The sequence below is a fragment of the Desulfovibrio sp. genome (genome assembly GCA_016208105.1).
Lineage (GTDB): Bacteria > Desulfobacterota > Desulfovibrionia > Desulfovibrionales > Desulfovibrionaceae > Fundidesulfovibrio.
In genome coordinates, this window is the sequence record JACQYS010000009.1 from 179,290 (window position 1) to 200,317 (window position 21,028).

Below are 21,028 nucleotides of genomic sequence, written 5' to 3' on the forward strand. Positions count from 1 at the left end.
CTCGTCACTCGCCTAGAAGACCTTCCGGTCTTCCCTGGCGGGCATGAAGGAGGCATCGAACACGTCCTCGGGCTTGGGCACTGCGGAAAGACCGAAGCTCGCCGCGGCTTCCTGGGCGGCTTTGGCCAGGCGATCCTTGTCCACCTCTCCCATGCCGTTTTGCTTCACGAAGTCCGTGGCGATGCACATGTCCACGCAGAGTTTCAAGCGCTTCTCTTCCAAGGCGGGATCAATGAGTCCGTCACGCTCCTTCACGTAGGCGATGGCGGCCTTGGGGTCGGCTATGGCCTCTTTCCACCCCTTGGCCACGGCGGTGAGGAAGCCTTTCACCAGCTCGGGCTTCTTGGCCAGGGCCGGACTGATGATGATGGCGTTGCCGTAGAGCTTCACGCCGAAGTCCGGGTATTTGAACACCGTGACATCCTCGGCCTTCACCCCGGCCTTTTCCAGGTTCAAGAGGCTTGTGAAGTAGAAGCCGGAGATGGCGGCCACGTCGCCTCGCATGAGCATGGGTTCGCGAAGCGGCGGGTCCATGGTCTGCCAGGTGACCTTGGCGGGGTCCAGGCCGGCGGCCTTGCAGAAAGCCGGAAAGGTCTTGCGGGGGGCATCGAAGATGGGCGCGCCAAGGGTTTTGCCCGCCAGGTCAGCGGGTTTGGCAATGCCTGATTTCTTGAGCGAAAAGATGGCAAAGGGAGGATAGTCGTACACCATGAACACGGCCTTCAGGGCCTTGTCCGGGTTCTGGGCATTGAATTCAATAAGCGAGTTTATGTCCGCGAAACCGATGTCGTAGGCACCGGTGGCCACCCGGTTCACCGCCCCGGAAGAGCCGTTGCCGGAATCGATTTCCACCTTGAGCCCCGCATCCTTGAAATAGCCCTTCTTGTCCGCGATGAAATACGCGGCGGCAGGACCTTCGAATTTCCAGTCCAGGGTGAACTTGACCGGGGTCTGGGCCAGGGCCAGGGAGGACAAACAGTTCATGGCGGCCACAAGACAGGCCAGCCCGCGGATGGTCTTTCGGATCATGTGTCAGGAGCTCCTCGTGTTGGAATCTCGTAAGCGTATTCGACAGAGCCTTGCCTGGCAAGGTGCGCTGCATATGGGGCGCAGGTCAGCCCCCCCGGTCACTTCTTGAGACAGCGTTCCACCGCGTCCACGATGGTTGTATAGCCCGTGCAGCGGCAGAGGTTTCCGGCGTGCCCGCGCCGGATGTCCTCGCGGCTCACGGTTTGGCCTTGATGCTTTTCCACAAACGCCGTGGAATTCATGATGAGCCCTGGAGTGCAGAAACCGCATTGAACAGCTCCGGCATCCAGATAGGCCTCCTGGACCGGAGAAAGAACGTTGCCCAGGGCTTCGCCCTCAATGGTCCGCACCGCCTTGCCTTGGGCCCATACGGCAAGGAAAAGGCAGGAATCCACAGGGAGCTGGTTTACCAGCACGGTGCAGGCCCCGCACTCGCCCACGCCGCAGCCCTGCTTGGTGCCCGTAAAGCCCTGGTCGCGCAAAAGATCAAGGAGCGACGTCCCGGGATGCACTCGGGCGCTCAGGGTCTGGCCGTTGACTGTGAAGGTTATTTCCACATTCATCTGATTCCTCCCCCGGCGCGTTGAACGGCCGTGCGCATGGCGCGTTCGGAAAGTTCGCGGATGATGTGCATACGAAAATCAGCAGGAGCCCGCCAGGATGTTCGTGGCGCCACGTCCACTTCCACGGTTTTTTTCACGGCCTCGACGGTTTGGGCCGTCAACGGTTTGCCGGAAGCGGCCGCTTCGGCCGAAGGGCAGCGAACCGGAGTGGGTGCGGCCACGGAAAAGGCCAGCTTGAGCCAGACAATGCTCTCCCCGTCCAGCAGCACGGAGGCCGCGCAGCCAATGGTGGTGATGTCCATGGCCCGGCGCATGGCGTATTTTAAACTCGCCGCTGCGAAAGCGCCTCGGGGCGGCGCAGGCACAAGGACCTTCGTGAGAACTTCGGCCTGGCCCCTGGCCACAATGCCAGGGCCTGTATGGAAACCGCGCAGCGGTGTTCGTCGCAGGCCCTCAGGACCGGCAAGCTCCAGTTCGGCATCCAGCACCAGAAGCGGCGGAACGGAGTCGGCGCAAACCGATCCGTTGCAGATGTTGCCGCCTATGGTGCCGACGTTTCGTATCTGTGGCCCGGCCACCCAGGAAGCCCCTTCGGCCAGCACCGGGGCATGCTCACGCACCAGAGGCGACTCCATCACCTGGGTGAAGGTGGCCCCGGCCCCGACACACAGCGTTCCGTCCGTATCCAGGATGATGGACTCAAGCTCGGCCAAGCCGTGAACATCAACAAGGTTGGCGTACTGGCGATGGCCTTCGCGCAACTTGACCAGGATGTCCGTGCCGCCTGCGATTGGTATGGAAAATGGGTCTTCGGCCAGCAGTCGAACTGCATCAGCCACGCTTTCCGCTCTTCTGTACCGCTCAACCGCGAACATGATGTCCGCTCCTTGCCCGCAGAGCTTTCGCCCCACGCGCCACAAAACCCGTCCCTTCCAGACAATAAGCTAACCCATTGCGGGGTCTGGGGGGATCATCTCCCCAGCGGGTGCAGGGCAGAGCCCTGCCGGGGGTTTGGGGGCGGCGCCCCCATCTCTCGCGGTTCATATCAACCCCGCCTGCTTGAAATGCTTAAAAAGCGCCTTGGGCGTCATGGGTATTTCGTCCACCCTTACTCCCGTCGCATCCCACACGGCGTTGCGGATGGCCGGAGCCGGGGAGAGAAGCGGCGGTTCGCCGAGCGACTTGCTGCCGAAGGCGGAGCTTGGCTCGTTGGTCTCCACGAAATCCGCGCCCAGGTCCGGCAGGTCCATGCAGGTGGGCACCTTGTAGTCCAACAGGTTGTTGTTCAACACCAGGCCCGTCTTCTGGTCCACCAGGAGTTCCTCGGCCAGGGCCCAGCCGATGCCCATGGCCACGCCGCCATGCACCTGGCCTTCGGCCAACTGGCGGTTCATGACCATGCCCGCGTCGTGCACGTTCAGGATGTCCGTGACCCGGGCCCGGCACAACGGGATGTCCACCTCCACCTGGGCGAAGGTGCAGCCAAAGGATGGCGGATTGGCCTGGGCCTTGTGCGAGCACTCGCCGAACAGCTGACCACCCCGGTGGACGTGATAGAAGGCGTCCATGGCAACTTCCTCAAAAGAGGCCAGGGCCTGCCCGTCGCCGACCACCACCGCGTCTTCAATGTCCAGGGAAGAAGCGTCGTGCCCGGTCATCTTGGCGGCGTGTTCCAGGATGCGATCTCTCAGCTGCGAGGCCGCGCCCTTGACCGCCGGGGCCGCTGTAAAGGTCTGGCGGGAGGCAAACGCGCCGGGATCGAAAGGCGTGAGGTCCGTGTCCTGGGTGGACACGACATTCACATGCCCTACTGGCACCCCGAGGACCTGGGCGGCCATCTGGGCAAACACGGTGTCCGCGCCCTGGCCTATCTCCGTGGCTCCGGCCATGAGCTGCACGGTGCCGTCCTGGTTCAAAAGCACGCGCGCACCGGAGATTTCGGCGGAAATCGGATACACCCCGGTGTTGAAGCTGAAGCAGGCTACTCCCACCCCGCGGCGCAACGGGCCCGAGCGCTGGCAGGCAACGCGGCGTTCATCCCATTTGAAGGCTTCGCGCCCCTTGCGCAGGCACTCTGCGATGCCATGGGTGGTAATGACCCGTTTGTTGAGCGGATTTGGCTCTCCCGGAAGCCCCACATTTTGAAGCCTGAATTCAAGCGGATCCATGCCGAGCTGGCGGGCGGCCTGCTCGGCCATGCAGTCCAGGGCGAAATGAACCTGGGGCGAGCCGTAGCCGCGCATGGCCCCAGCCACGGGCAGATTGGTGTAGACCGTGGACGCCTTGAAGCCAAAGGCCGCGCGCGGATAGAGCGAAGGACACTTAGCCCCCCCGGCGGACACGATGGAATGGCCATGGGAGGCGTAGCCCCCGGTGTTGGAGACAACGTCCAGGCTCACGGCGGTGATGCGGCCCTGGCTGGTAACGCCCAAACGGCCGGAAATGTCGAAGGCGTGGCGGGTGCGCGTGGCCAGCATGCATTCTTCCCGGGAAAGCGCCATCTTCACGGGCAGACCACCCAGCTTCACAGTAAGAAATGCCACGATGGGCTCGATCAACACGTCCTGCTTGGCCCCGAACCCGCCGCCCACGCAGGGTTTCACCACGCGGATCCGGCTCCAGGGCAGCCCCAAGGCCTGGGCCACCACCCGGCGGCAAATGTGGGGAATCTGGGTGGAAGACACTATGGAGATGCGCTTTTCGTCCTCCATCCAGGCATAGGCGGTGTGGTTTTCCAGATGGCAGTGTTGCACCACCGGAGTGCGGTAGAACCCGGACACCGTCACCTCCGCCTGGGCAAGCAGGGCTTCGGGATCGCCACCGCAGACGAACTGATGGGATTTGAGAAGATTCCCTCCCGGATGGATGGGCGAAGCCCCAGGAGCCAGAGCAGCTTCTGCAGTGGTCATCACCGGCAGTTCTTCGTACTCCACTTCCACCAGACGCGCGGCCTGTTCGGCCGTCAGCTCGTCGCGAGCCACCACCACGGCCACCTCGTCTCCGTGATGGCGGACGTGGCGGGTGAGCAAGAGCTTGTCCGCAACGTCGCGGTGCCCGGGATCAAGATGCCAGGGGTGGCCAGCGGTGGGAAACACAATGTCCGGCACGTCCTCGAAGGTGAACACCGCCTCCACCCCGGGCAGTGCCAAGGCTTTCGACGTATCGATTCGCCGGACCATGCCGTGGGCGATGGGGGAACGCACGAACTTGGCATGGCGCATGCCGGGCATGGTCAGGTCGTCGGTGTAGCGGGCGCGGCCGGTCACTTTGGCCGGACCGTCCACACGCCTTACGGAATCGCCAACGGCCATACGGCCTCCTCCTCGCTGTTTTGGACGCCCGGACCTGAGTTGAACCTTTCCAGGACAGCTTCCAGCACTCCGCCGCCAACGGCCAGGGCCTTGTCCGAAACCCGGTCGCAGGCGACCTGGTCCCCCCTGGGGTCCACGTCCCCCACCTTGAGCCCGGCGGTAACCGGCGACAGATTGGGCAGTATACCCCTCAGCACCCCGGAGATCACCGAGACCACGGGCCTTCCGGCCACCAATCCGACGGTTTCACCCGCCCTCACGGCGTGGCCGACATCCAGGCATGTCTCGAAAATTCCTTCAACGGGCGCACGCAGCACGCGCTCTGTGGTGTAGCCCATCACCATGCCGGGGATTCCCGTATTAGGAAGGGCCGCGCCAGTGGCTACCACCCGGCCCAGGCCGGACCCCCGATGTGTCTCAACGACACGGTGGCAGTCGCTCCCCGCTGTAAAACCAGGGCCCAGACCGACCACAAGCGGCGCGTCCCGCATGGATGTCCCCAGGTTGCGCTTGGCCATGACCGCGTCCACCAGCACGTCGGGCTTCAGGAGTTCAAGCGAAGCGGCAAGTGGGTCCACCAGGATGGGCAGGTTTCCTTCAGCCAGCACTCTGTTCACGTCCTCAACACCATGGGCCAATTCGGCCGTCATCCCTTCCACCGTGTGCCGCCCCAGACGTACGGCTTCACTAAACGATGCCATGCGCCGCACGGCCATGGGGTTGTCGCGCTCCAGCATAACCAGGCGGGTGAACCCGGAACGAACAAGGCGCAGGGCCACTCCGGTGGCCAGGTCGCCAGCGCCACGGATGACTATACGCAGTTTGTTCAGCACGGCTCTCCCAGTGAAAAGGGCAACGCCCTGGAGGCGAGAACATACAGAACCGCCGTCTGGGCCGCCAGGGCCAGATCAGCCTGTTCGACGCCAGGAAGAAGCTCCACCCGCAGGGCCTGGAACGATCCGTGGGACAGCAGCGCACGGGCCTCGGGAGTTGCCACGAGCAGGCCAGCAGCATCTTCATTGACGGTTACGCACCGCCTGTCCAGCAAAGCCTCCATCCGGCCTGGCCCGCTGAACCACGCGCCCTCGCCCGATGCCTCGAAGCTCGCCTTGGAGAGGTGCATGCGGAATTTGTCCTTGTAGGGCGCACCAGCAGTCGGGCAGAAACTCGCACAATTGCCGCACTCGTTGCAGAAATCCGCCAGGTTCACCACCTGATAAAGCTGCGCTGCCGAAGCGCTCCCAAGGGTTTCGACACGCACTCCATCGCTTGATTGCACCGCCCGTTGCAGTGGGTAGACCAGGTTCCCGCCCGGCAGGGCGATGTTGGCCCTGTTGGGGCAGACGGTCACGCAGACGCCGCACACCTTGTCGCACCCCAGGCATCGCGAGGCCTCCATGCGGACATCGTTCGCTGTGTCAGCGGCTTGCCCGGCAAAACGGCGGGTAGCCTTGGCCAATGCCAAACCTTGGAAGTCAATGGTGGAATCTTCTCGTGGGGCCTCGGGCAAAACAGCAAGCAGGCCACGAGATTTCAAAAAACGCACGGCCGTTTCCCGCCCTCTGCCAACTGCCGCGGCCAGCCCTCCCGGCCCGTTGGCTGTGCCGAGAGTGTCCAGGGCGTTCTCGGGAGCGTCGCCCTGGCGTAGGGCGATGCCCAGGGACACGATGGCGTCCTTATCCTTCGCCCCCTCAGCGCCAGCCAAAAGCTTCGCGTCGCGAGACGGACATGGCCCGTACACGGTCACGTCCACCCCGGCCAAGGCGAGATAATACGCGCAACACAGACCCTCGATGCCTGAGCCTCTTAAGGCAACGGACACACCCGCCGGCTCGGCCCTGCCCTGGCGGGCGTCGTGTTCTTTAACCCTGGCCACACCCTTCTTCACCGCCCGGATGCGCAACGGTTCGTCGTAGTTGATGCGGGTGCAGCGCGGCTGGCAGAGCCGATCACACACGGAGCCCAGAAGGTTCGGGAACGGATTGGTGGCCAGTATGGTTGCAAGGGCCAGGTCGAACCGCCCCGCAGCCGCAAATCCCATGTACCGGGGAATATCCTGCCCGGCGGAGCATCCCTGCACGCACGGAGCCTGGGCGCAGTCGAACCGGGTGAGTTTCCGGCCTGATTTAATGAGCGGATACGGGTGAGCACTCTTGCGGTAGCGCGGGTCCTTGGCGGCACTCTCGGCATAGGCCGCAAGGTCCACCGGAACCGTTCCGCGCATAGTCTCCACGCACTGGCGCAGGCGGCCGTACCCTCCGGGTTTTAAAAGGTCCGTGCAGATGGTCACGGGGGTGAGCCCGGCTCCGACCACCTGAGCCACGTTGAAGGCGTCCACCCCGGCGCAGAAGGAGATGTCGAGATCGCCCGCGAAAACGTCGCGGAGCTTGGCGGCCAGGGCGATGCTCACCGGGTGCAGGGCGCGCCCCGAGAGATAGAGCATCTTCTCGTTCTCAGGCAGGTTGCCCGGATTGACCACCTCCAGGGTGTTGGTGAGCTTCACCCCGAAATGCACCCCGGCTTTTCGAGCCACCTCCTTGAGCGAGGCGATGAGTTCCACTGCCTGGGCGAACTTCAGGTCGTGGGCAAAGGCCTGGTCCGGTATCTCCACCGGATAGCCCAGCTCGCCGATCACGAGCCCACGCACCTCGTCCGGCCCCAGGAGCGTGGGGTTTAGCTTAACGCAGGTGTGAAGGCCCCGGTCCTCAAGGAAATAGCGGGCGATGCGCTCTATCTCGTCCGGAGGGCAGCCGTGCATGGTGGACAGGGTGAGGTTGTCCGAAACCTTGTCAGGAAGGTCCATGCCAGCAAGCCCAGGATAGATGGGCGCCAAGCGATCCTTGAGTTCCCGGACCGCGTCCGGGCAGTGGGTCATGGCGTCCAGGAATTGGCCCATGGCAGGGCTTTTCACCCCGGCAAGATCGTAACCGGCGCTCATGTTCAGAATGAAACCAGCCTCGGGGCCCACATGGCCAAGATGCTCGCGCAACACATGCAGCAAGACCATGGCCGTCAGGTACTGCCCGAAGGACTGCCCAAGCGTAAGTTCCTGGGACCACTCGCAGTTGTAGCCCTCGTCCTGGGCCGCTATGCAGGGTTTGGTGACGTTTTGTTCATCCAAGACCTGAACGGTCTTGAGCTCGATGAACCTCGCCCCGCACAGCCAGGCGCTCACGATGTTCTGGGCCATCTGGGTGTGCGGCCCGGCAGCCACGCCGAGCGGGGTTTCCAACAACCTGCCGTAGCGCTGACACCGGAAGGGGTCGGAAGCCTTGGGCGTAAAGAAAAGACTTTGCGCCATACCGAAGATTTCACCCTGCGAAAGACCGGAAAGTATCCAACGCAGAAGCGTTTCAGGAGACGCCGGGAAAAAAGCGTCGCGCTTTTTCACATGGCCTCCAGCGAGCGGGGAGTGAACCTCCCCCATGCGGGTTCTCCGGCAAACACTCCCTCCGAAACCACTTTCTTGCCGCGTGAGAGAACGTGGCGCGGCCACCCACGCGCAGCCATGCCCTCGTATGGAGTGTAGTCGACCGCCTGGGTCAGGTTCGCAGCCCGTATCACCCTTTCGCTGTCAGGATCGAGCACGGTGATGTCCGCGTCGAAACCGGGCTCCAGCCATCCTTTCCTGGTCAACCCCATGATGCGGGCTGGCGAGGTGCAGCATATGTCCACGAAACGCTCGAGCGTGATGCGCCGGGTCAATACCCCGAACGTGAAGAGAAGCGGCAATCTGGTCTCGACGCCCGGAACCCCGCCGGGACAAGCGAAGACATCGCTTGCTCCCAGTGCGCGCTTGTCCTCCAGGGAAAAGGCGCAGTGATCCGTGGCCACCACGGAGACCGTACCGTCCGCAACCCCCTGCCACAGGGCCTCTTGGTCGGTTTTTTTGCGCAGCGGCGGGGCCATGGCGCAAGCGAGCCCGTCCGGCTCAAGGTATCGGGAATCGTCTAGAAGCAGATACTGCGGGCAGGTTTCGGCGATCACCTTGAGCCCGGACGCCCTGGCTTGGCGCACTGCGTCCACCCCATCGGCAGTGGACAGATGCACCACGTAGAGCGTGGCCCCGGCGGTTCGGGCAAAGGCTATTGCCTGCCTGACAGCCAGGGATTCGGCATAACCGGGCCGAGAGAGCGCAAGACTCATGGGGTCGGACCAGGCAGTGGTCCGCAAGCGGCGTGTGAGATATTCAATTACGGCGTGGTCTTCGCAATGGACCGCCACCAGAAGAGGTTCGGGCGACTGCGCCGCCGCATCGAACAGAGCCAGAAGGTCTTCTTCGTTCAGCCTGCCAGCGTAGGTGGTATACGCCTTGAGCGAGGCATACCCGGCCTGGGCCAGCCTGGGAACGTCCGCCAGCACGCCCTCGCCTGCCCGCTGGGCCACGCCGTGGAAGGCGTAGTCGATGCAGCACTCGCCATCGGCTAATTTGCGAAACGCGTCCAGCTGATGAAAAAGCCCGCAGCCTTGCGGGCCAAATCCGGGATGCTCCACAATGCAGGTGACCCCGCCCATGGCCGCGGCCTTGAGACCCTGGCGGAATCCGTCGCTTACCTTGGCGAACCCAACGTCCAGCCCGAAATGCGTGTGCGCGTCCACCCCTCCGGGAATGACCAGGCAGCCTGAAGCGTCCACGATTTCGGCCCCGGAGCGGGAAAGGCTGTCCCCCACTTCGAGAACAACCCCGTTCTCGGTCAGCACGTCTGCCGTGAACGTGGCTTCGGCCGTGGCCACAGTGCCACCGGCCACCAGCAGCCGCACCTAATTTTCCCCCAGCTTGGCCCACAACCTGCGAGCCTGCTCCCGGGAAAACCGCAGAATATCTGACTCGTCCGCGCCCACGAGCTTGCGGTCCTCCACCACCACCTTGCCCTGGGCGATCACCGTGCGCATATGGCGCGAGCGCAGCCCGTAGATGAAGTGGCTGGTGAAGTTCGTGGGGGTCACGTCCGTGGGCGGATCGTAATCCAGCACCACCAGATTGTTGCCTCCGTCCCCGGGTGCGCCCATGCCCGCCACGTAAGCGTGCGTGGCCCGAAAGCGCAGGTAGGCGCCCATGGGGGTCACGCCGTCCAGGCCCTGGCCCACCAGATAGGCCACCTGGACTGAGCGGAACATGTCCGAGTGCATGCCGTCGGTACCGAGCATCACGCGCGGGCCGAAATCGGAATACCCGGTCAGGCCCACGGCGTTATTCAAGTTGCTCTCGGCGTTCTGCACCACCCAGGCGGATGAGCGGCGGATGATCTCGCGCTCGGCGTCGTCAAGATGGACGCAATGAACGAGAAGTGAACGAGGCAGGTCCAGCACGCCGTTGTCCTTCAGCCGCTCTATCACCCGTTTCCCGTACGTTTCCTGGCAGTGCTGCTGGTCGCAGGCGTCTTCGGCCACGTGCATGTGGATGCCAGTGCCGTGCTTGTCGGCCAGGTCCACTGCCCGGGCCAGGAGGGCGTCGTCCACGGTGAAGGAGGCGTGCAGGCCAACGTGGCCCATGCGCCCGGATGAAAGATAGGCGTCGGTTTCAGCGAGCCCGGCCTCGCTTGCGGCTTCGCCGTCGCGGCCGCTTATTTCATAGCAGAGCAGATGGCCCAGGCCCACCTTGTCGAAGGCCTTGGCGATGGTCTCCAGGCTGCCGGAAACCGCGTTTGGCGACGAGTGGTGGTCGATGACGAAGGTGACGCCGGACTTGGCGCAGGCCATGGCCGTGGCCAGGGCGGACGCCTCGATCATGTCCTTGTCCAGACACTTGTCCAGGCGCCACCAGACCTGCTCCAGAATCTCCCTGAAGCTGCCGGGCTTCTTGCGTGCCTGGGGCATGCCCCGGGCCAGGGCTGAATAAATGTGGTGGTGGCCGCAGGCAAAGGAGCGCATGACCGTCCTGCCGCCGCAATCCAGGCTTTTGGCACCCTCGGGGATTTCGCCCACCGGGGTCACTCCACCGGTTGGGCCCTCGTCCACGGCCAGATGCGTGGGTTTCATGGTGAAGCCGGCCGGGTCCAGATACATGGCGTCGCGCAGATAGAGCGTCACTGTGCGGTTTCCTCCGGTTTAGCCAGGGGCAGGCTCCGCCTGGGCTTTGAGTCGAAGCGATAGAACGCGTTGGCAACCGCCGCCGCGGTGGGGATGGAACCTATCTCCCCCACACCCTTGGCCCCGTAAGGGCCTTCGGGGTCCTCGCCCTCGATCAATATCACGTCGATGTCCGGCACGTCAGCGATTTTCAGCATGCCCAAAGAGGCAAGCTTTTCCGAAACCAGACGCCCGCCTTCCACTGGTAGCTTCTCGCTCAAGGCGTATCCCAACCCCATGACCACACCGCCTTCCACCTGGCCCTCGCACAGGAGCGGGTTGATCACCCGCCCGGCGTCATGGGCCGCGACCACCCTGCTCACCTTTCCCGAATCGTCCAAGATGGCCACATGCGTGGCAAAGCTGTAAGCCACGTGGCTGCGCACCTGGCCAGGCTCCCCGTCGGCGGTGGTGTTCCCGCTCACGTAGCGCCCCTCGAACGTTTGGCCCTCCAGGCTTTCCACATCACCGGCCGCGCGTATGGCCTTGCTTAGCGCAAGCCCTGCCTCGATAACCGCCCGGCCGAGCTGGAAGGTTCCCCTGCTGGCCGTTGTGGATCCGGCCACGGCCCCGGAGCAGGTGTCCGCCACCACCTCGATACGCGAAAGGTCCGTCCAGCCAAGTGTCTCGCTGAGCACCTGGGCAGCAACCGTGTCGATCCCCTGGCCCATCTCGGTCCAGCCATGGTCCAGGCGCACCCGGCCCCCCGGCAGCACAGTGAGCCTGACGGCGCATTCCTCCAGAACGCCTCCGCCTATGCCCGAATTCTTGATGGCGCAGGCCAGCCCGGCGTGCCTGGCCTGCCTGTACACATCCTTCACCGCCTCCAGGGTCTTTCGCAGGCCGATGCCGCCGCCCAAACGCTGGCCGCTGGCCGTGAGCCTTCCCTCGTCCAGGGCGTTTTCGTACCTGAATTCCCAGGGGTCGAAGCCGCCCCTGGCGCAGAGTTCCTCCACCAGACTCTCCATGGCGAAGGTCACCTGGTTCACGCCGAAGCCGCGCATGGCTCCGGCCGGAATGTTGTTGGTGAAGACCGCCAGGGATTCTATGTCCACGCAGGGCACGTCATAGGCTCCGGCGGCGTGGTTGGCCGCCCGGGCCATCACCGGGCCGCCAAGCGATGCATAGGCGCCGGTGTCTCCGATGATACGGGCTTTCAGCGCGGTCAGGCGGCCCTGGTGGTCGCAGCCCAGGGCGTATTCCATGCGCATTGCATGGCGCTTGGGATGAAAGCGGAGAGACTCCGGACGGGAAAAGCGCACCTTGGCCGGGCGGTCCAGCAGATAGGCAATGAGAGCCGCGTGCCCCTGGGCGGAAAGGTCCTCTTTGCCGCCGAAGGCCCCGCCGGTGTCCACGTGGGCCACCCGCACCCTGTCCTTGGGAATACCCAGCATGCGGGAGATGTCCTCCTGGTCATGCCAGATACCCTGGCTCTGGCTGTAGACGCGGATGCCACCGTCCTCGGGATGCGCCAGACCGCACTCGGTCTCCAGAAAACCGTGTTCGATGGCCGGGGTGGTGAACACGCCCCGGGCCACGCAGAACGAAGCGGAAAGGGCCTCCTCCACGGGCATGCCGCGACGGATAACCTTGCGCGAAAGCAGGTTTCCGCCCGGATGGATTTCGACCTCGCCAGAAAGGGCCTGATCCACGTCCGTGACGGGTTCAAGCACCTCGTATTCCACCCGGGCAAGCCCGGCAGCGGCGCGAGCCTGGGCCTCGGTTTCCCCGGCCACCAATGCCAACACGTCACCGATATAGCGCGTGGTTTCGCCCTGGGCCACCATTATGGGCCAGTCCTGCTTGAGCATGCCCGTGGTGCGTTCGCCTGGAATGTCAACAGCCGTTAACACCCGGATCACACCCGGGGCCTTCTCGGCAGCACTCACATCAATTTTTTTCACCACTGCCCGGGGATGCTCGGAGAACACCAACGCGGCGTGAACCATGCCCGGGAAATTCATGTCGCCTGTGAAGGCCGTCACGCCCAGGGCCCGATCCACTGCCCCCAGCTTTGCATGACGCCCACCCACTCTGGCATCTTTCGGCAGGGCAGGGTCCGTGCCCTCTCGCAGGGCTTTCGCCGCCTCAAGCACCGCGTCCACGATCTTCACATAGCCGGTGCAGCGGCACAGGTGGAAACGCAGGGCGCGGACGACCTCATCGCGCGTAGGATCAGCGTTGGAGGCCAAAAGTATCTTGGTGCGGGTGAGAAACCCAGGCGTGCAGAAGCCGCACTGCACAGCGCCCTTGGCCGCGAAGGCCAGGCCCAACGTGCGCTTCAAGCTTTCCGGAAAGCCCTCGATGGTGACGACGCTTGCGCCCTGGAGCTTCTCCATGGGCGTGGAACAGGACAGAATTGCCTTGCCGTTCACTTCCACCAGGCAGGCGCCGCACGCGGCCTGACCCGAACAGCCGTCCTTGGGCGAGGTGATGTTTTGCTCGTCGCGCAACCAGGAAAGCAGCGGAAGTTTTGGATCGCCGTGGTAGGTGGCGGGCTGGCCGTTCAGTATCAGGGTGATCATACGTGCTCCGCAGGGACGAGAAACGGCCGTCCCGGCTTATTCCGGGGCTTCGCCCCGAACCCCACCAGGGCTCCGCCCTGGACCCGCCAGGGGGATGAACCCCCTGGACCCCGCAATCATTCGTAGCGCTGGGCTTAAGTCTCGCACGTACCCCGCGAAGCCCATCGAAAAGTTTTTTGGGGATGGGGGTCCGGGGGGAACCCTTTTTGTTCACAAAAAGGGTTCCCCCGGTTCAAGCTATCTCACTCTCGGCCTTTGCTCTTCAAGCAGCATTTCCAGCGTCTGGGCCGGATTTCTCTTCTTGGCCAGAAGCATCATGGCCGCGATGACATAGGGCTTGTAGCTGGCTTGCCGGTAGAGCGGCACGCGGTACTTGTCGAACACGCCAGAAGCAACTTCGCCCTGCTGGCAGGAGACGCCGGTAATGTCCGCTGGCAGGCAGTGCAGATAGAGCCCCTGGCCGTTCTTGGTGGTGGCCATGAGCTTCTCGTCGCACTCCCACTTCTTGTGTTTGGCGTTCTGGGCCAGAAGCTTCTTCTCCAGCGCCTTGATGCCGTCCCAGTCGTTCTTCTCATAGAGCTTGGTGCGCTCCTCCATGGCGGAAAAGGAGGCCCAGCTCTTGGGGTAGACGATATCCGCGTCCTTGAAGGCCGCCTCCATGGAATTGGTCACGGTGAACGAGCCGCCGGAAGCCTTGGCGTTGCGCTCGGCCACCTCCATCACCTCGGGCATGACCTCGTAGCCCTTGGGATGGGCCAGGGAGACTTCCATGCCGAACCGGCTCATGAGACCGATGACGCCCTGGGGCACGGACAGAGGCTTGCCGTAGGAGGGGGAGTAGGCCCAGGTCATGGCGATTTTCTTGCCTTTCAAGTTCTCCACGCCGCCGAAGTGGTTGATGAGGTGCAGGGTGTCGGCCATGGCCTGGGTGGGATGGTCGATGTCGCACTGCAGGTTCACCAGCGCAGGGCGGGTGGGCAGCACGCCTTCCTGGAACCCCTCGCGCACGGCTTTGGAAACTTCGCGCATGTAGCTGTTGCCCTTGCCGATGAACATGTCGTCGCGGATGCCGATCACCTCGGCCATGAACGAGACCATGTTGGCGGTTTCGCGCACGGTTTCGCCGTGGGCGATCTGGGACTTGCCCTCGTCCAGGTCCTGGGGGGTGAGTCCCAGGAGGTTGGCTGCGGAGACGAAGCTGAACCGGGTTCGCGTGGAATTGTCGCGAAAGATCGAGACTGCCAGGCCCGAATCGAAGACCCGGCAGGAAATGTTCAGTTCACGCAAACCGCGGAGGATTTCGGCAGTAAGGAAGGTGGCCTGAATCTCAGGGTCCGATTTTTCCCAGGTGAGAAGGAAATCCTGGTCGTGCATGCCCGTGAAGTTCAGCCTTCCCAGGGCCCGGATGAGTTCTTTCACGCGAACCGCGTCCATGATCGCTCCTTTGTCTTAATCTAGTGGCTCAAGCCCTGCTCATTTTCCGGCGTAGGCGTGGACCATGCCGGCGTACATGGCGGCGCAGCGGACCAGGTCCGCCTTCCAGGTCTTCTCGTTGGGGGCGTGGGCCTGGTTTTCCTTGCCCGGCCCGAACCCGACCACCGGAATGCCGAACAGCCCCATGATGGACACGCCGTTGGTGGAGAAGGTCCACTTGTCCACGCGCGGGTCCTGGCCGAAAAGTTCTTTGTAGGCGCTCACTGCGCGCGTGCAGACCTCATGGTCCTCGGGCAGCACCCAGGTGGGGAAGTAGCAGTCCGTAGGGTAGACGAGCCCGGTCCAGGAGGGGCGCTCGTAGGTGTACATGGACACCGTGGCCTTTTCTCCGGCCGCTTTTACCGAGGGCAGCTCGCGAATCTGAGAGAGGGCCAGCTCCTTGTCCTCGCCGTCGGTGAGGCGGCGGTCGATGGACACGGAGCACCCGTCGGCCACGGCGCAGCGAGAGGGGGAGGTGAAGAATATCTCGGACACGGTGAGGGAGCCCTTGCCCAGGAAGGCGTCGTTTTTCAGCCTGGGATGAAGCTCGGCCAGTTCGCCAAGAATCGCGCCCATGCGAAAGATCGCGTTGTCGCCGCGCTCTGGTGCGGAGCCGTGGGACGAAACCCCGGTGACGTCCAGGCGGATCTCCATGCGCCCGCGCTGGCCTCGGTAGATGCCCCCGTCCGTCGGTTCCGTGCAGCAGACGAATTCCGGCTTGAGCCCGACTTCCTTGACCAGATACTGCCAGCACAGGCCGTCGCAATCCTCTTCCTGCACGGTGCCGGCCATGACCACGGTGAAGCCTTCGGGCACGCCGATCTCTTTAAGTATCCTGCCGGCGTAGACCATTGAGGCCATGCCGCCTTCCTGGTCGGAAGCGCCCCGGCCACCGATGGTTTCATCATCCTCGTAGCCGTCGAAGGGATCGAAGTTCCAGTTGGCGCGATTGCCCACACCCACGGTGTCCACGTGGGCGTCGAAGGCGATGAGGCGCGGCCCGCTTCCGATGTACCCAAGAATGTTTCCCATGGGGTCAATCTCAACCCGGTCGAACCCCACGGCCTCCATCTCGGCCTTTATGCGGCGAATGACGCCCTCCTCCTGGCAGGACTCGCTGGGGATGCGGATCATGTCGCGCAGGAAGCGGGTCATGGCGGGCAGGGATAGTTCAGCCAGTTCGCGGATGCGTTTGGAATCGAACGTGCTCATTCTCTCTCCGGAAAATGTTTGTGCTTGAAAGCGCCCAACGGAACAGAAGAAAACCAGGCGGCCCCTTAATCCTTCTTGGAGGGAGGACGGATATGCGCCAGAACCCTGGCTTCGGCGTCCTTGGCCTCCTGGGTCTCGAGATTTTCCAATTCAGTTGTCTCCACGAAATACACCGCGCCACAGGGACACATGTCCGCGCAGGCCGGCTCCATGCCCCTGCCCCTGCGCTCGGAGCACAGGTCGCACTTGGTGAGCATCACGCCCTTGTCGGTTTCGAACATTGCGCCGAAGGGGCAGGCCAGCATGCAGTTGCGCCCATCGCAGCCACGGCACAGGAGAGGCTTTAAGACCATGGCTCCTTCGCTGTCGCGTTCTATGGCGCCGCGTTTGCACACCCTGGCGCAGTTGGGGTCCTGGCAGTGACGGCAGTACAAGGGCATCATGACCCCGTCCGTGGTCCGGGTCATCATGATGCGCGGGGTGGTGTGCACGAAGCGGCAGACGAATTCGCAGGTCTCGCAGCCGATGCATTTCGAGTAATCGATGTACAGGGTTTTCATCGGGCCTTCTTCCTGAACACCGGTTCATCCTTGGAGACCAAGTCGTCGTAAGCGTACTCGCCGAGGCGGTCCTGGGCCTTCAGGTCCAGCCAGTTGGCCAGGGACCGCGCGGCGCGAAGCCCTGAATAGACCGCCTTGCCGATCTTGCTTGGCCCGGTCAGGGCGTCGCCTGCCACGAAGACGTTCTCTATGGCGGTCATGTGCAGCCAATGGATCTCGCCCTTGCGGACCTCCTCCAGGCCGAGCTCCTTGGCAAACGGCGGAGTGGCGATCTCGCCGATGGCAGCCACCACCATGTCCACGGCAACAACGGCGTTTGCGCCGTCCTGGCTGATCTCCAGGGCTTCGACCCTGTCCTTGCCCAGCACGCGCAAAGGCGACGCCTTCTCGCGCCATTCCACGCCCATGTCCTTCAAACGTTCGATTTCGTAGGTGCCGCACGGAGCGTCTTTGGCAGTGCGGCGATAGAGCATGACCACCTTGGCCGCTCCCAGATGAACCGCTCCGTGGGCCGCGTCCACCGCCGAATGGCCTGCCCCGATAACAGCCACGGCCTTGCCTTTGACGTCCGGTGTTTTCACCTTTGCCGAGGCGTAGCGGGCCGCGCGTATGGGAAAAAGGAACTCCAGGCCGGAGTGCACTCCCGGCAGATCCTCGCCTTCGATGCCCATTTTGCGGGATTTCCAGGACCCTGTGCAGATGATGCTGGCATCGTGGCGCATCACCAGGTCCTTAAGCCCCAGGACCTCCTTGCAGAAGTGGTCTCCCTCCTCCTCGAACATGGGGGCGGAGCAGCAGATCTTGGTCTGGGTATGAAAGATGACCCCGTGGTCGCGCTCCATGCTGCGAGTGGCCTCGGCTATTCGCTCGCGGGGGATGCGGTGCCCGGGGATGCCAAAAAGCATGAGCCCGCCGGGTTTGGGAAGCTTGTCGTAGACGTCCACCTGATACCCCTGGCAGGAGAGGTGCCCCGCAGCGGCCAGGCCTGATGGCCCGGCCCCGATGATGCCGACGCTGCGGCTGACCGGCTTGGCAGGACCAGGACAGAGGAAATTGAAATTCATGGATTGCACTTAAAGAGGCTCCTGAAAGCGGAGAGCAGTCGATGAACAATAAATACGGGCATGAAGACCCAAGCGCAAGGGGTTTTCCCTGGCTGCATCATGGGCTTCTTGACGACCTTTCTGGGCTGGATTAATAATTCCAGAAGATAAAATGTTATTCCAATATATGGAATAACCTCTCGCCACTTCTCTTAGGATGTACCATGACTTCTTTGGACAAAGCCCTCACCCTCATCGACGCCTTGGGCCGACGCGGCCGTGCCGGGATAAAAAACCTGGCCCAGGCCACCGGGTTTCCTCCCCCTACGGTGCACAGACTCCTGGGAGTGCTCGCCCAAAAAAGCTATGTGCGCCAGGATCCCCAAACCAAGGAATACCTGCTTTCGGTCAAGCTTTTGGAACTGGGCGCCAAGGTCCGGGGCCAGCTCGACCTCATCACCCTTGCGCGGCCGTTCATGAAGGAAATCATGGAGACGAGCGGAGAGACCGTGAATCTGGTGGTCTTCGATAATTTCGAGGCTGTTTACGTGGAGCAGGAGGCCAACACCCGCGCCATGCTCCGGATGTTCACCCGGGTGGGTGCTAGAGTGCCCCTGTACTGCTCGGGTGTTGGCAAGGCCTACCTGGCCGCCCAGGACGAGGCCAAAGCCATGGAGTACTTTGTGGCCCAACACAAGACGCGCCACACGGACCGGACCATCGTGGACAAGCAGGCGTTTCTGGACGAGTTAGGCACAATACGAGGCCAGGGCTATGCCGTGGACAACGAGGAAATGGAGGCTGGCGTTCGTTGCGCGGCCGCGCTGATCCGCCAGTTCAAGGGGCAGGTGGCCGGGGCCATGAGCATCTCGGGGCCCAGCGCACGGCTGACTCTTGAAAAGGTTGCGGAGATGGGGCTTGCGCTCAAACGCGTAACGGGTCTCATTTCCGCTGAAATGGGCTTTGTACAACCTTAGGAATGAAATGGGAAAGCAAGCGGCTCGTGGAATCGAGCCTGTAATTCACTCATACGAAAGGAGACATCCATGAGCGACCGAGTGCAGCTGTCCGGTCTTGACGTATCCAAACCGCTCGCGGACCTGATAACAAAGGCTGCGGAAGGTACCGGCATCTCGCCGGAAAAATTCTGGCAGTCCCTGGCCGGGGTGCTTACCAAGCTGGCACCGAAAAACCGCGAGCTCCTGGCCAAGCGAGACCGGCTCCAGGTCCAGATCGATGCCTGGCACGCTGGACGAAAGGGTCAACCTCACGACCAAGCCGCTTACAAGGCGTTCCTGACGGAAATCGGCTATCTGGTGCCCGAAGGTCCGGACTTTTCCATCACCACCAGCAACGTGGACCCTGAGATTTCGGTGATCGCCGGGCCGCAGCTGGTGGTGCCGGTCACCAATGCGCGCTATGCCCTGAATGCCGCCAACGCCAGATGGGGCAGCCTCTATGACGCCCTGTACGGCACGGACGTGGTACCGGAAAAACCGGGCACGGAAAAGGGTCTGGGCTACAACCCCAAGCGCGGAGCCGAGGTGGTGGCCTACGCCGCGTCCTTCCTGGACAAGGCCTTCCCCCTGGCCAAGGGTTCCCACGCCGATGCCGTGGCCTACAGCGTAACCGGTGGCGCACTGGCCGTGAAACTCAAGGACGGCACGAGCCAGGGGCTCAAGAATCCCAAACAGTTCGCTGGATACTCGGGTGCGCCCGAGCCAACCACGGTGCTTTTGACCAATCATGGCATGCACTGCGAAATCCGTATCGACCGCTCCCACCCCATCGGCAAGGACCACGCCGCCGGAGTCAAGGACGTGGTGCTGGAGGCTGCGGTGACCACCATCCTCGACTGCGAGGACTCCGTGGCCTGCGTGGACGGCTTCGACAAGGCCCAGGCCTACGCCAACATCCTGGGTCTGTTCACGGGCGAGCTTGCAGCCACGTTCTCCAAGGGGGGCAAGGCTGTGGAGCGCCGCCTGAACGCGGACCGCCCCTATTTCGCCCCGGACGGCAAGACCTTCAGCCTGCCCGGACGCAGCCTCCTGCTCATCAGAAACGTCGGCCACCTCATGACCACGGATGCGGTCAAGATGGACGGCAAGGAGATTCCCGAAGGCATACTGGACGCCATGGTCACCGGCTTCCTGGCCATCCATGATCTGAAAGCCCTGGGCAAGCACAGAAACAGCCGGGCTGGTTCGGTATACATCGTCAAGCCCAAGATGCACGGGCCAGAGGAAGTGGCCTTCACCTGCGAACTGTTCACAGCCGTGGAGGACGCGCTGGGGCTTGCCCGCAACGCCATGAAGGTGGGCATCATGGACGAGGAGCGGCGCACCACCGTGAACTTGAAGGAGTGCATCCGGGCCGCCAAGGACCGCCTCATCTTCATCAACACCGGATTTCTGGACCGCACCGGCGACGAAATACACACCAGCATGGAGGCCGGGCCCATGGTTCCCAAGGACGCCATGCGCAAGGCCCGCTGGATTTCAGCCTACGAGGACTGGAACGTGGACGTGGGGCTTGTCTGCGGCATGCACGGCAAGGCCCAGATCGGCAAGGGCATGTGGGCCAAGCCGGACATGATGGCGGAGATGGTTGAAGTGAAAATCGGCCACCCCAAGAGCGGGGCCAACACCGCCTGGGTGCCCTCGCCCACGGCCGCCACCCTGCACGCCATGCACTACCACTTCGTGGACGTGCTTGACGTGCAGAAGGCCATGATCGGGCAGCGCCGGGCCAAGCTCGACGATCTGCTGGTGGTTCCTCTCATGGAAAAGGTGACGCTCTCAGCCGAAGACATTCAGCGTGAGCTGGACAACAACTCCCAGGGCATCCTGGGCTATGTGGTGCGCTGGGTGGAACAGGGAATCGGCTGTTCAAAAGTGCCGGACATCCACGATGTTGGCCTGATGGAAGACAGGGCCACCCTTCGCATCTCCAGCCAGTACCTGGCCAACTGGATTCTCCACGGCGTCTGCACCAAGGAACAGGTGCTGGAGACCCTGAAACGCATGGCCGGAGTGGTGGACCGTCAGAATGCTGGTGATCCGGCCTACCGCAACATGGCTCCGAACTTTGACGACTCGGTCGCCTTCCAGGCCGCCTGCGATCTGGTGTTCAAGGGCCGCGAGCAGCCAAGCGGCTATACCGAGCCCATCCTGCACGCCAAGCGGCGGGAGGCTAAGATAAAGCTCAAGCAGCTCTAGCGCCTCCACGCAGCCTCGCGAAAAA

Annotated in this window: 15 protein-coding genes; 2 read left to right on the top strand and 13 right to left on the bottom strand. The window is 63.1% G+C overall.

Going from position 1 to position 21,028, the window contains the following annotated elements:
- Window positions 1-12: 12 nt before the first annotated feature.
- From HY795_04975 to HY795_05035, 13 genes are all read right to left on the bottom strand, one after another.
- Window positions 13-1,029 (bottom strand): ABC transporter substrate-binding protein, encoded by a 1,017-nt coding sequence (locus HY795_04975; protein MBI4804569.1) that lies wholly within the window; start codon window positions 1,027-1,029, stop codon window positions 13-15.
- Between the two features lie 98 nt (window positions 1,030-1,127).
- Window positions 1,128-1,592, bottom strand: coding sequence for a xanthine dehydrogenase iron sulfur-binding subunit XdhC (xdhC, locus tag HY795_04980; GenBank protein ID MBI4804570.1), 465 nt, complete (start codon window positions 1,590-1,592; stop codon window positions 1,128-1,130).
- A complete protein-coding gene (gene xdhB, locus HY795_04985; protein MBI4804571.1) occupies window positions 1,589-2,467 on the bottom strand; it encodes a xanthine dehydrogenase FAD-binding subunit XdhB in 879 nt (292 codons plus the stop codon). Before xdhB ends, xdhC begins: the two co-directional genes overlap by 4 nt.
- 165 nt (window positions 2,468-2,632) lie before the next feature.
- Window positions 2,633-4,903, bottom strand: coding sequence for a xanthine dehydrogenase molybdenum-binding subunit XdhA (gene xdhA, locus HY795_04990; protein MBI4804572.1), 2,271 nt, complete (start codon window positions 4,901-4,903; stop codon window positions 2,633-2,635).
- Window positions 4,882-5,724: an EF2563 family selenium-dependent molybdenum hydroxylase system protein gene (locus HY795_04995; GenBank protein MBI4804573.1), complete on the bottom strand. Its 843-nt coding sequence runs from the start codon at window positions 5,722-5,724 to the stop codon at window positions 4,882-4,884. Before HY795_04995 ends, xdhA begins: the two co-directional genes overlap by 22 nt.
- Window positions 5,725-5,729: 5 nt before the next feature.
- The gene (locus HY795_05000) at window positions 5,730-8,330 is read right to left on the bottom strand and encodes a hypothetical protein (GenBank protein ID MBI4804574.1); all 2,601 of its coding nucleotides are present in this window, start codon (window positions 8,328-8,330) and stop codon (window positions 5,730-5,732) included.
- Entirely contained in the window at window positions 8,291-9,664 is a 1,374-nt protein-coding gene (hydA, locus tag HY795_05005; protein MBI4804575.1) for a dihydropyrimidinase, read from the bottom strand. Before hydA ends, HY795_05000 begins: the two co-directional genes overlap by 40 nt.
- On the bottom strand, window positions 9,665-10,933 hold the full coding sequence (locus tag HY795_05010) for an amidohydrolase family protein (GenBank protein MBI4804576.1): 1,269 nt from the start codon (window positions 10,931-10,933) through the stop codon (window positions 9,665-9,667).
- Window positions 10,930-13,497, bottom strand: a complete 2,568-nt coding sequence (gene xdh / locus HY795_05015) for a selenium-dependent xanthine dehydrogenase (GenBank protein ID MBI4804577.1) — start codon at window positions 13,495-13,497, stop codon at window positions 10,930-10,932. The genes HY795_05010 and xdh overlap by 4 nt, the downstream gene beginning before the upstream one ends.
- A 237-nt stretch (window positions 13,498-13,734) precedes the next feature.
- Window positions 13,735-14,931, bottom strand: a complete 1,197-nt coding sequence (ygeW, locus tag HY795_05020) for a knotted carbamoyltransferase YgeW (protein MBI4804578.1) — start codon at window positions 14,929-14,931, stop codon at window positions 13,735-13,737.
- A 39-nt stretch (window positions 14,932-14,970) separates the two neighbouring features.
- Window positions 14,971-16,182: a YgeY family selenium metabolism-linked hydrolase gene (locus HY795_05025; protein MBI4804579.1), complete on the bottom strand. Its 1,212-nt coding sequence runs from the start codon at window positions 16,180-16,182 to the stop codon at window positions 14,971-14,973.
- Window positions 16,183-16,247: 65 nt separating this feature from the next.
- Complete coding sequence (locus HY795_05030) at window positions 16,248-16,742, bottom strand: 4Fe-4S binding protein (protein ID MBI4804580.1); 495 nt, start codon at window positions 16,740-16,742, stop codon at window positions 16,248-16,250.
- The gene (locus HY795_05035) at window positions 16,739-17,815 is read right to left on the bottom strand and encodes an FAD-dependent oxidoreductase (protein ID MBI4804581.1); all 1,077 of its coding nucleotides are present in this window, start codon (window positions 17,813-17,815) and stop codon (window positions 16,739-16,741) included. Before HY795_05035 ends, HY795_05030 begins: the two co-directional genes overlap by 4 nt.
- Before the next feature lie 194 nt (window positions 17,816-18,009).
- Between HY795_05035 and HY795_05040 the strand changes: the two genes are divergently transcribed.
- Both HY795_05040 and HY795_05045 read left to right on the top strand, forming a co-directional pair.
- A complete protein-coding gene (locus tag HY795_05040) occupies window positions 18,010-18,762 on the top strand; it encodes an IclR family transcriptional regulator (protein MBI4804582.1) in 753 nt (250 codons plus the stop codon).
- A 69-nt stretch (window positions 18,763-18,831) separates the two neighbouring features.
- Window positions 18,832-21,003 (top strand): malate synthase G, encoded by a 2,172-nt coding sequence (locus HY795_05045; GenBank protein ID MBI4804583.1) that lies wholly within the window; start codon window positions 18,832-18,834, stop codon window positions 21,001-21,003.
- Window positions 21,004-21,028 lie beyond the last annotated feature (25 nt).

Excerpts from the sequence above, each read along its gene's own strand:
- HY795_04975 (MBI4804569.1), bottom strand. The coding sequence starts at position 1,029 with ATGATCCGAAAGACCATCCGCGGGCTGGCCTGTCTTGTGGCCGCCATG.
- xdhC (MBI4804570.1), bottom strand. The coding sequence starts at position 1,592 with ATGAATGTGGAAATAACCTTCACAGTCAACGGCCAGACCCTGAGCGCC.
- xdhB (MBI4804571.1), bottom strand. The coding sequence starts at position 2,467 with ATGTTCGCGGTTGAGCGGTACAGAAGAGCGGAAAGCGTGGCTGATGCA.
- xdhA (MBI4804572.1), bottom strand. The coding sequence starts at position 4,903 with ATGGCCGTTGGCGATTCCGTAAGGCGTGTGGACGGTCCGGCCAAAGTG.
- HY795_05000 (MBI4804574.1), bottom strand. The coding sequence starts at position 8,330 with ATGGGGGAGGTTCACTCCCCGCTCGCTGGAGGCCATGTGAAAAAGCGC.
- xdh (MBI4804577.1), bottom strand. The coding sequence starts at position 13,497 with ATGATCACCCTGATACTGAACGGCCAGCCCGCCACCTACCACGGCGAT.
- ygeW (MBI4804578.1), bottom strand. The coding sequence starts at position 14,931 with ATGGACGCGGTTCGCGTGAAAGAACTCATCCGGGCCCTGGGAAGGCTG.
- HY795_05025 (MBI4804579.1), bottom strand. The coding sequence starts at position 16,182 with ATGAGCACGTTCGATTCCAAACGCATCCGCGAACTGGCTGAACTATCC.
- HY795_05030 (MBI4804580.1), bottom strand. The coding sequence starts at position 16,742 with ATGAAAACCCTGTACATCGATTACTCGAAATGCATCGGCTGCGAGACC.
- HY795_05040 (MBI4804582.1), top strand. The coding sequence starts at position 18,010 with ATGACTTCTTTGGACAAAGCCCTCACCCTCATCGACGCCTTGGGCCGA.
- HY795_05045 (MBI4804583.1), top strand. The coding sequence starts at position 18,832 with ATGAGCGACCGAGTGCAGCTGTCCGGTCTTGACGTATCCAAACCGCTC.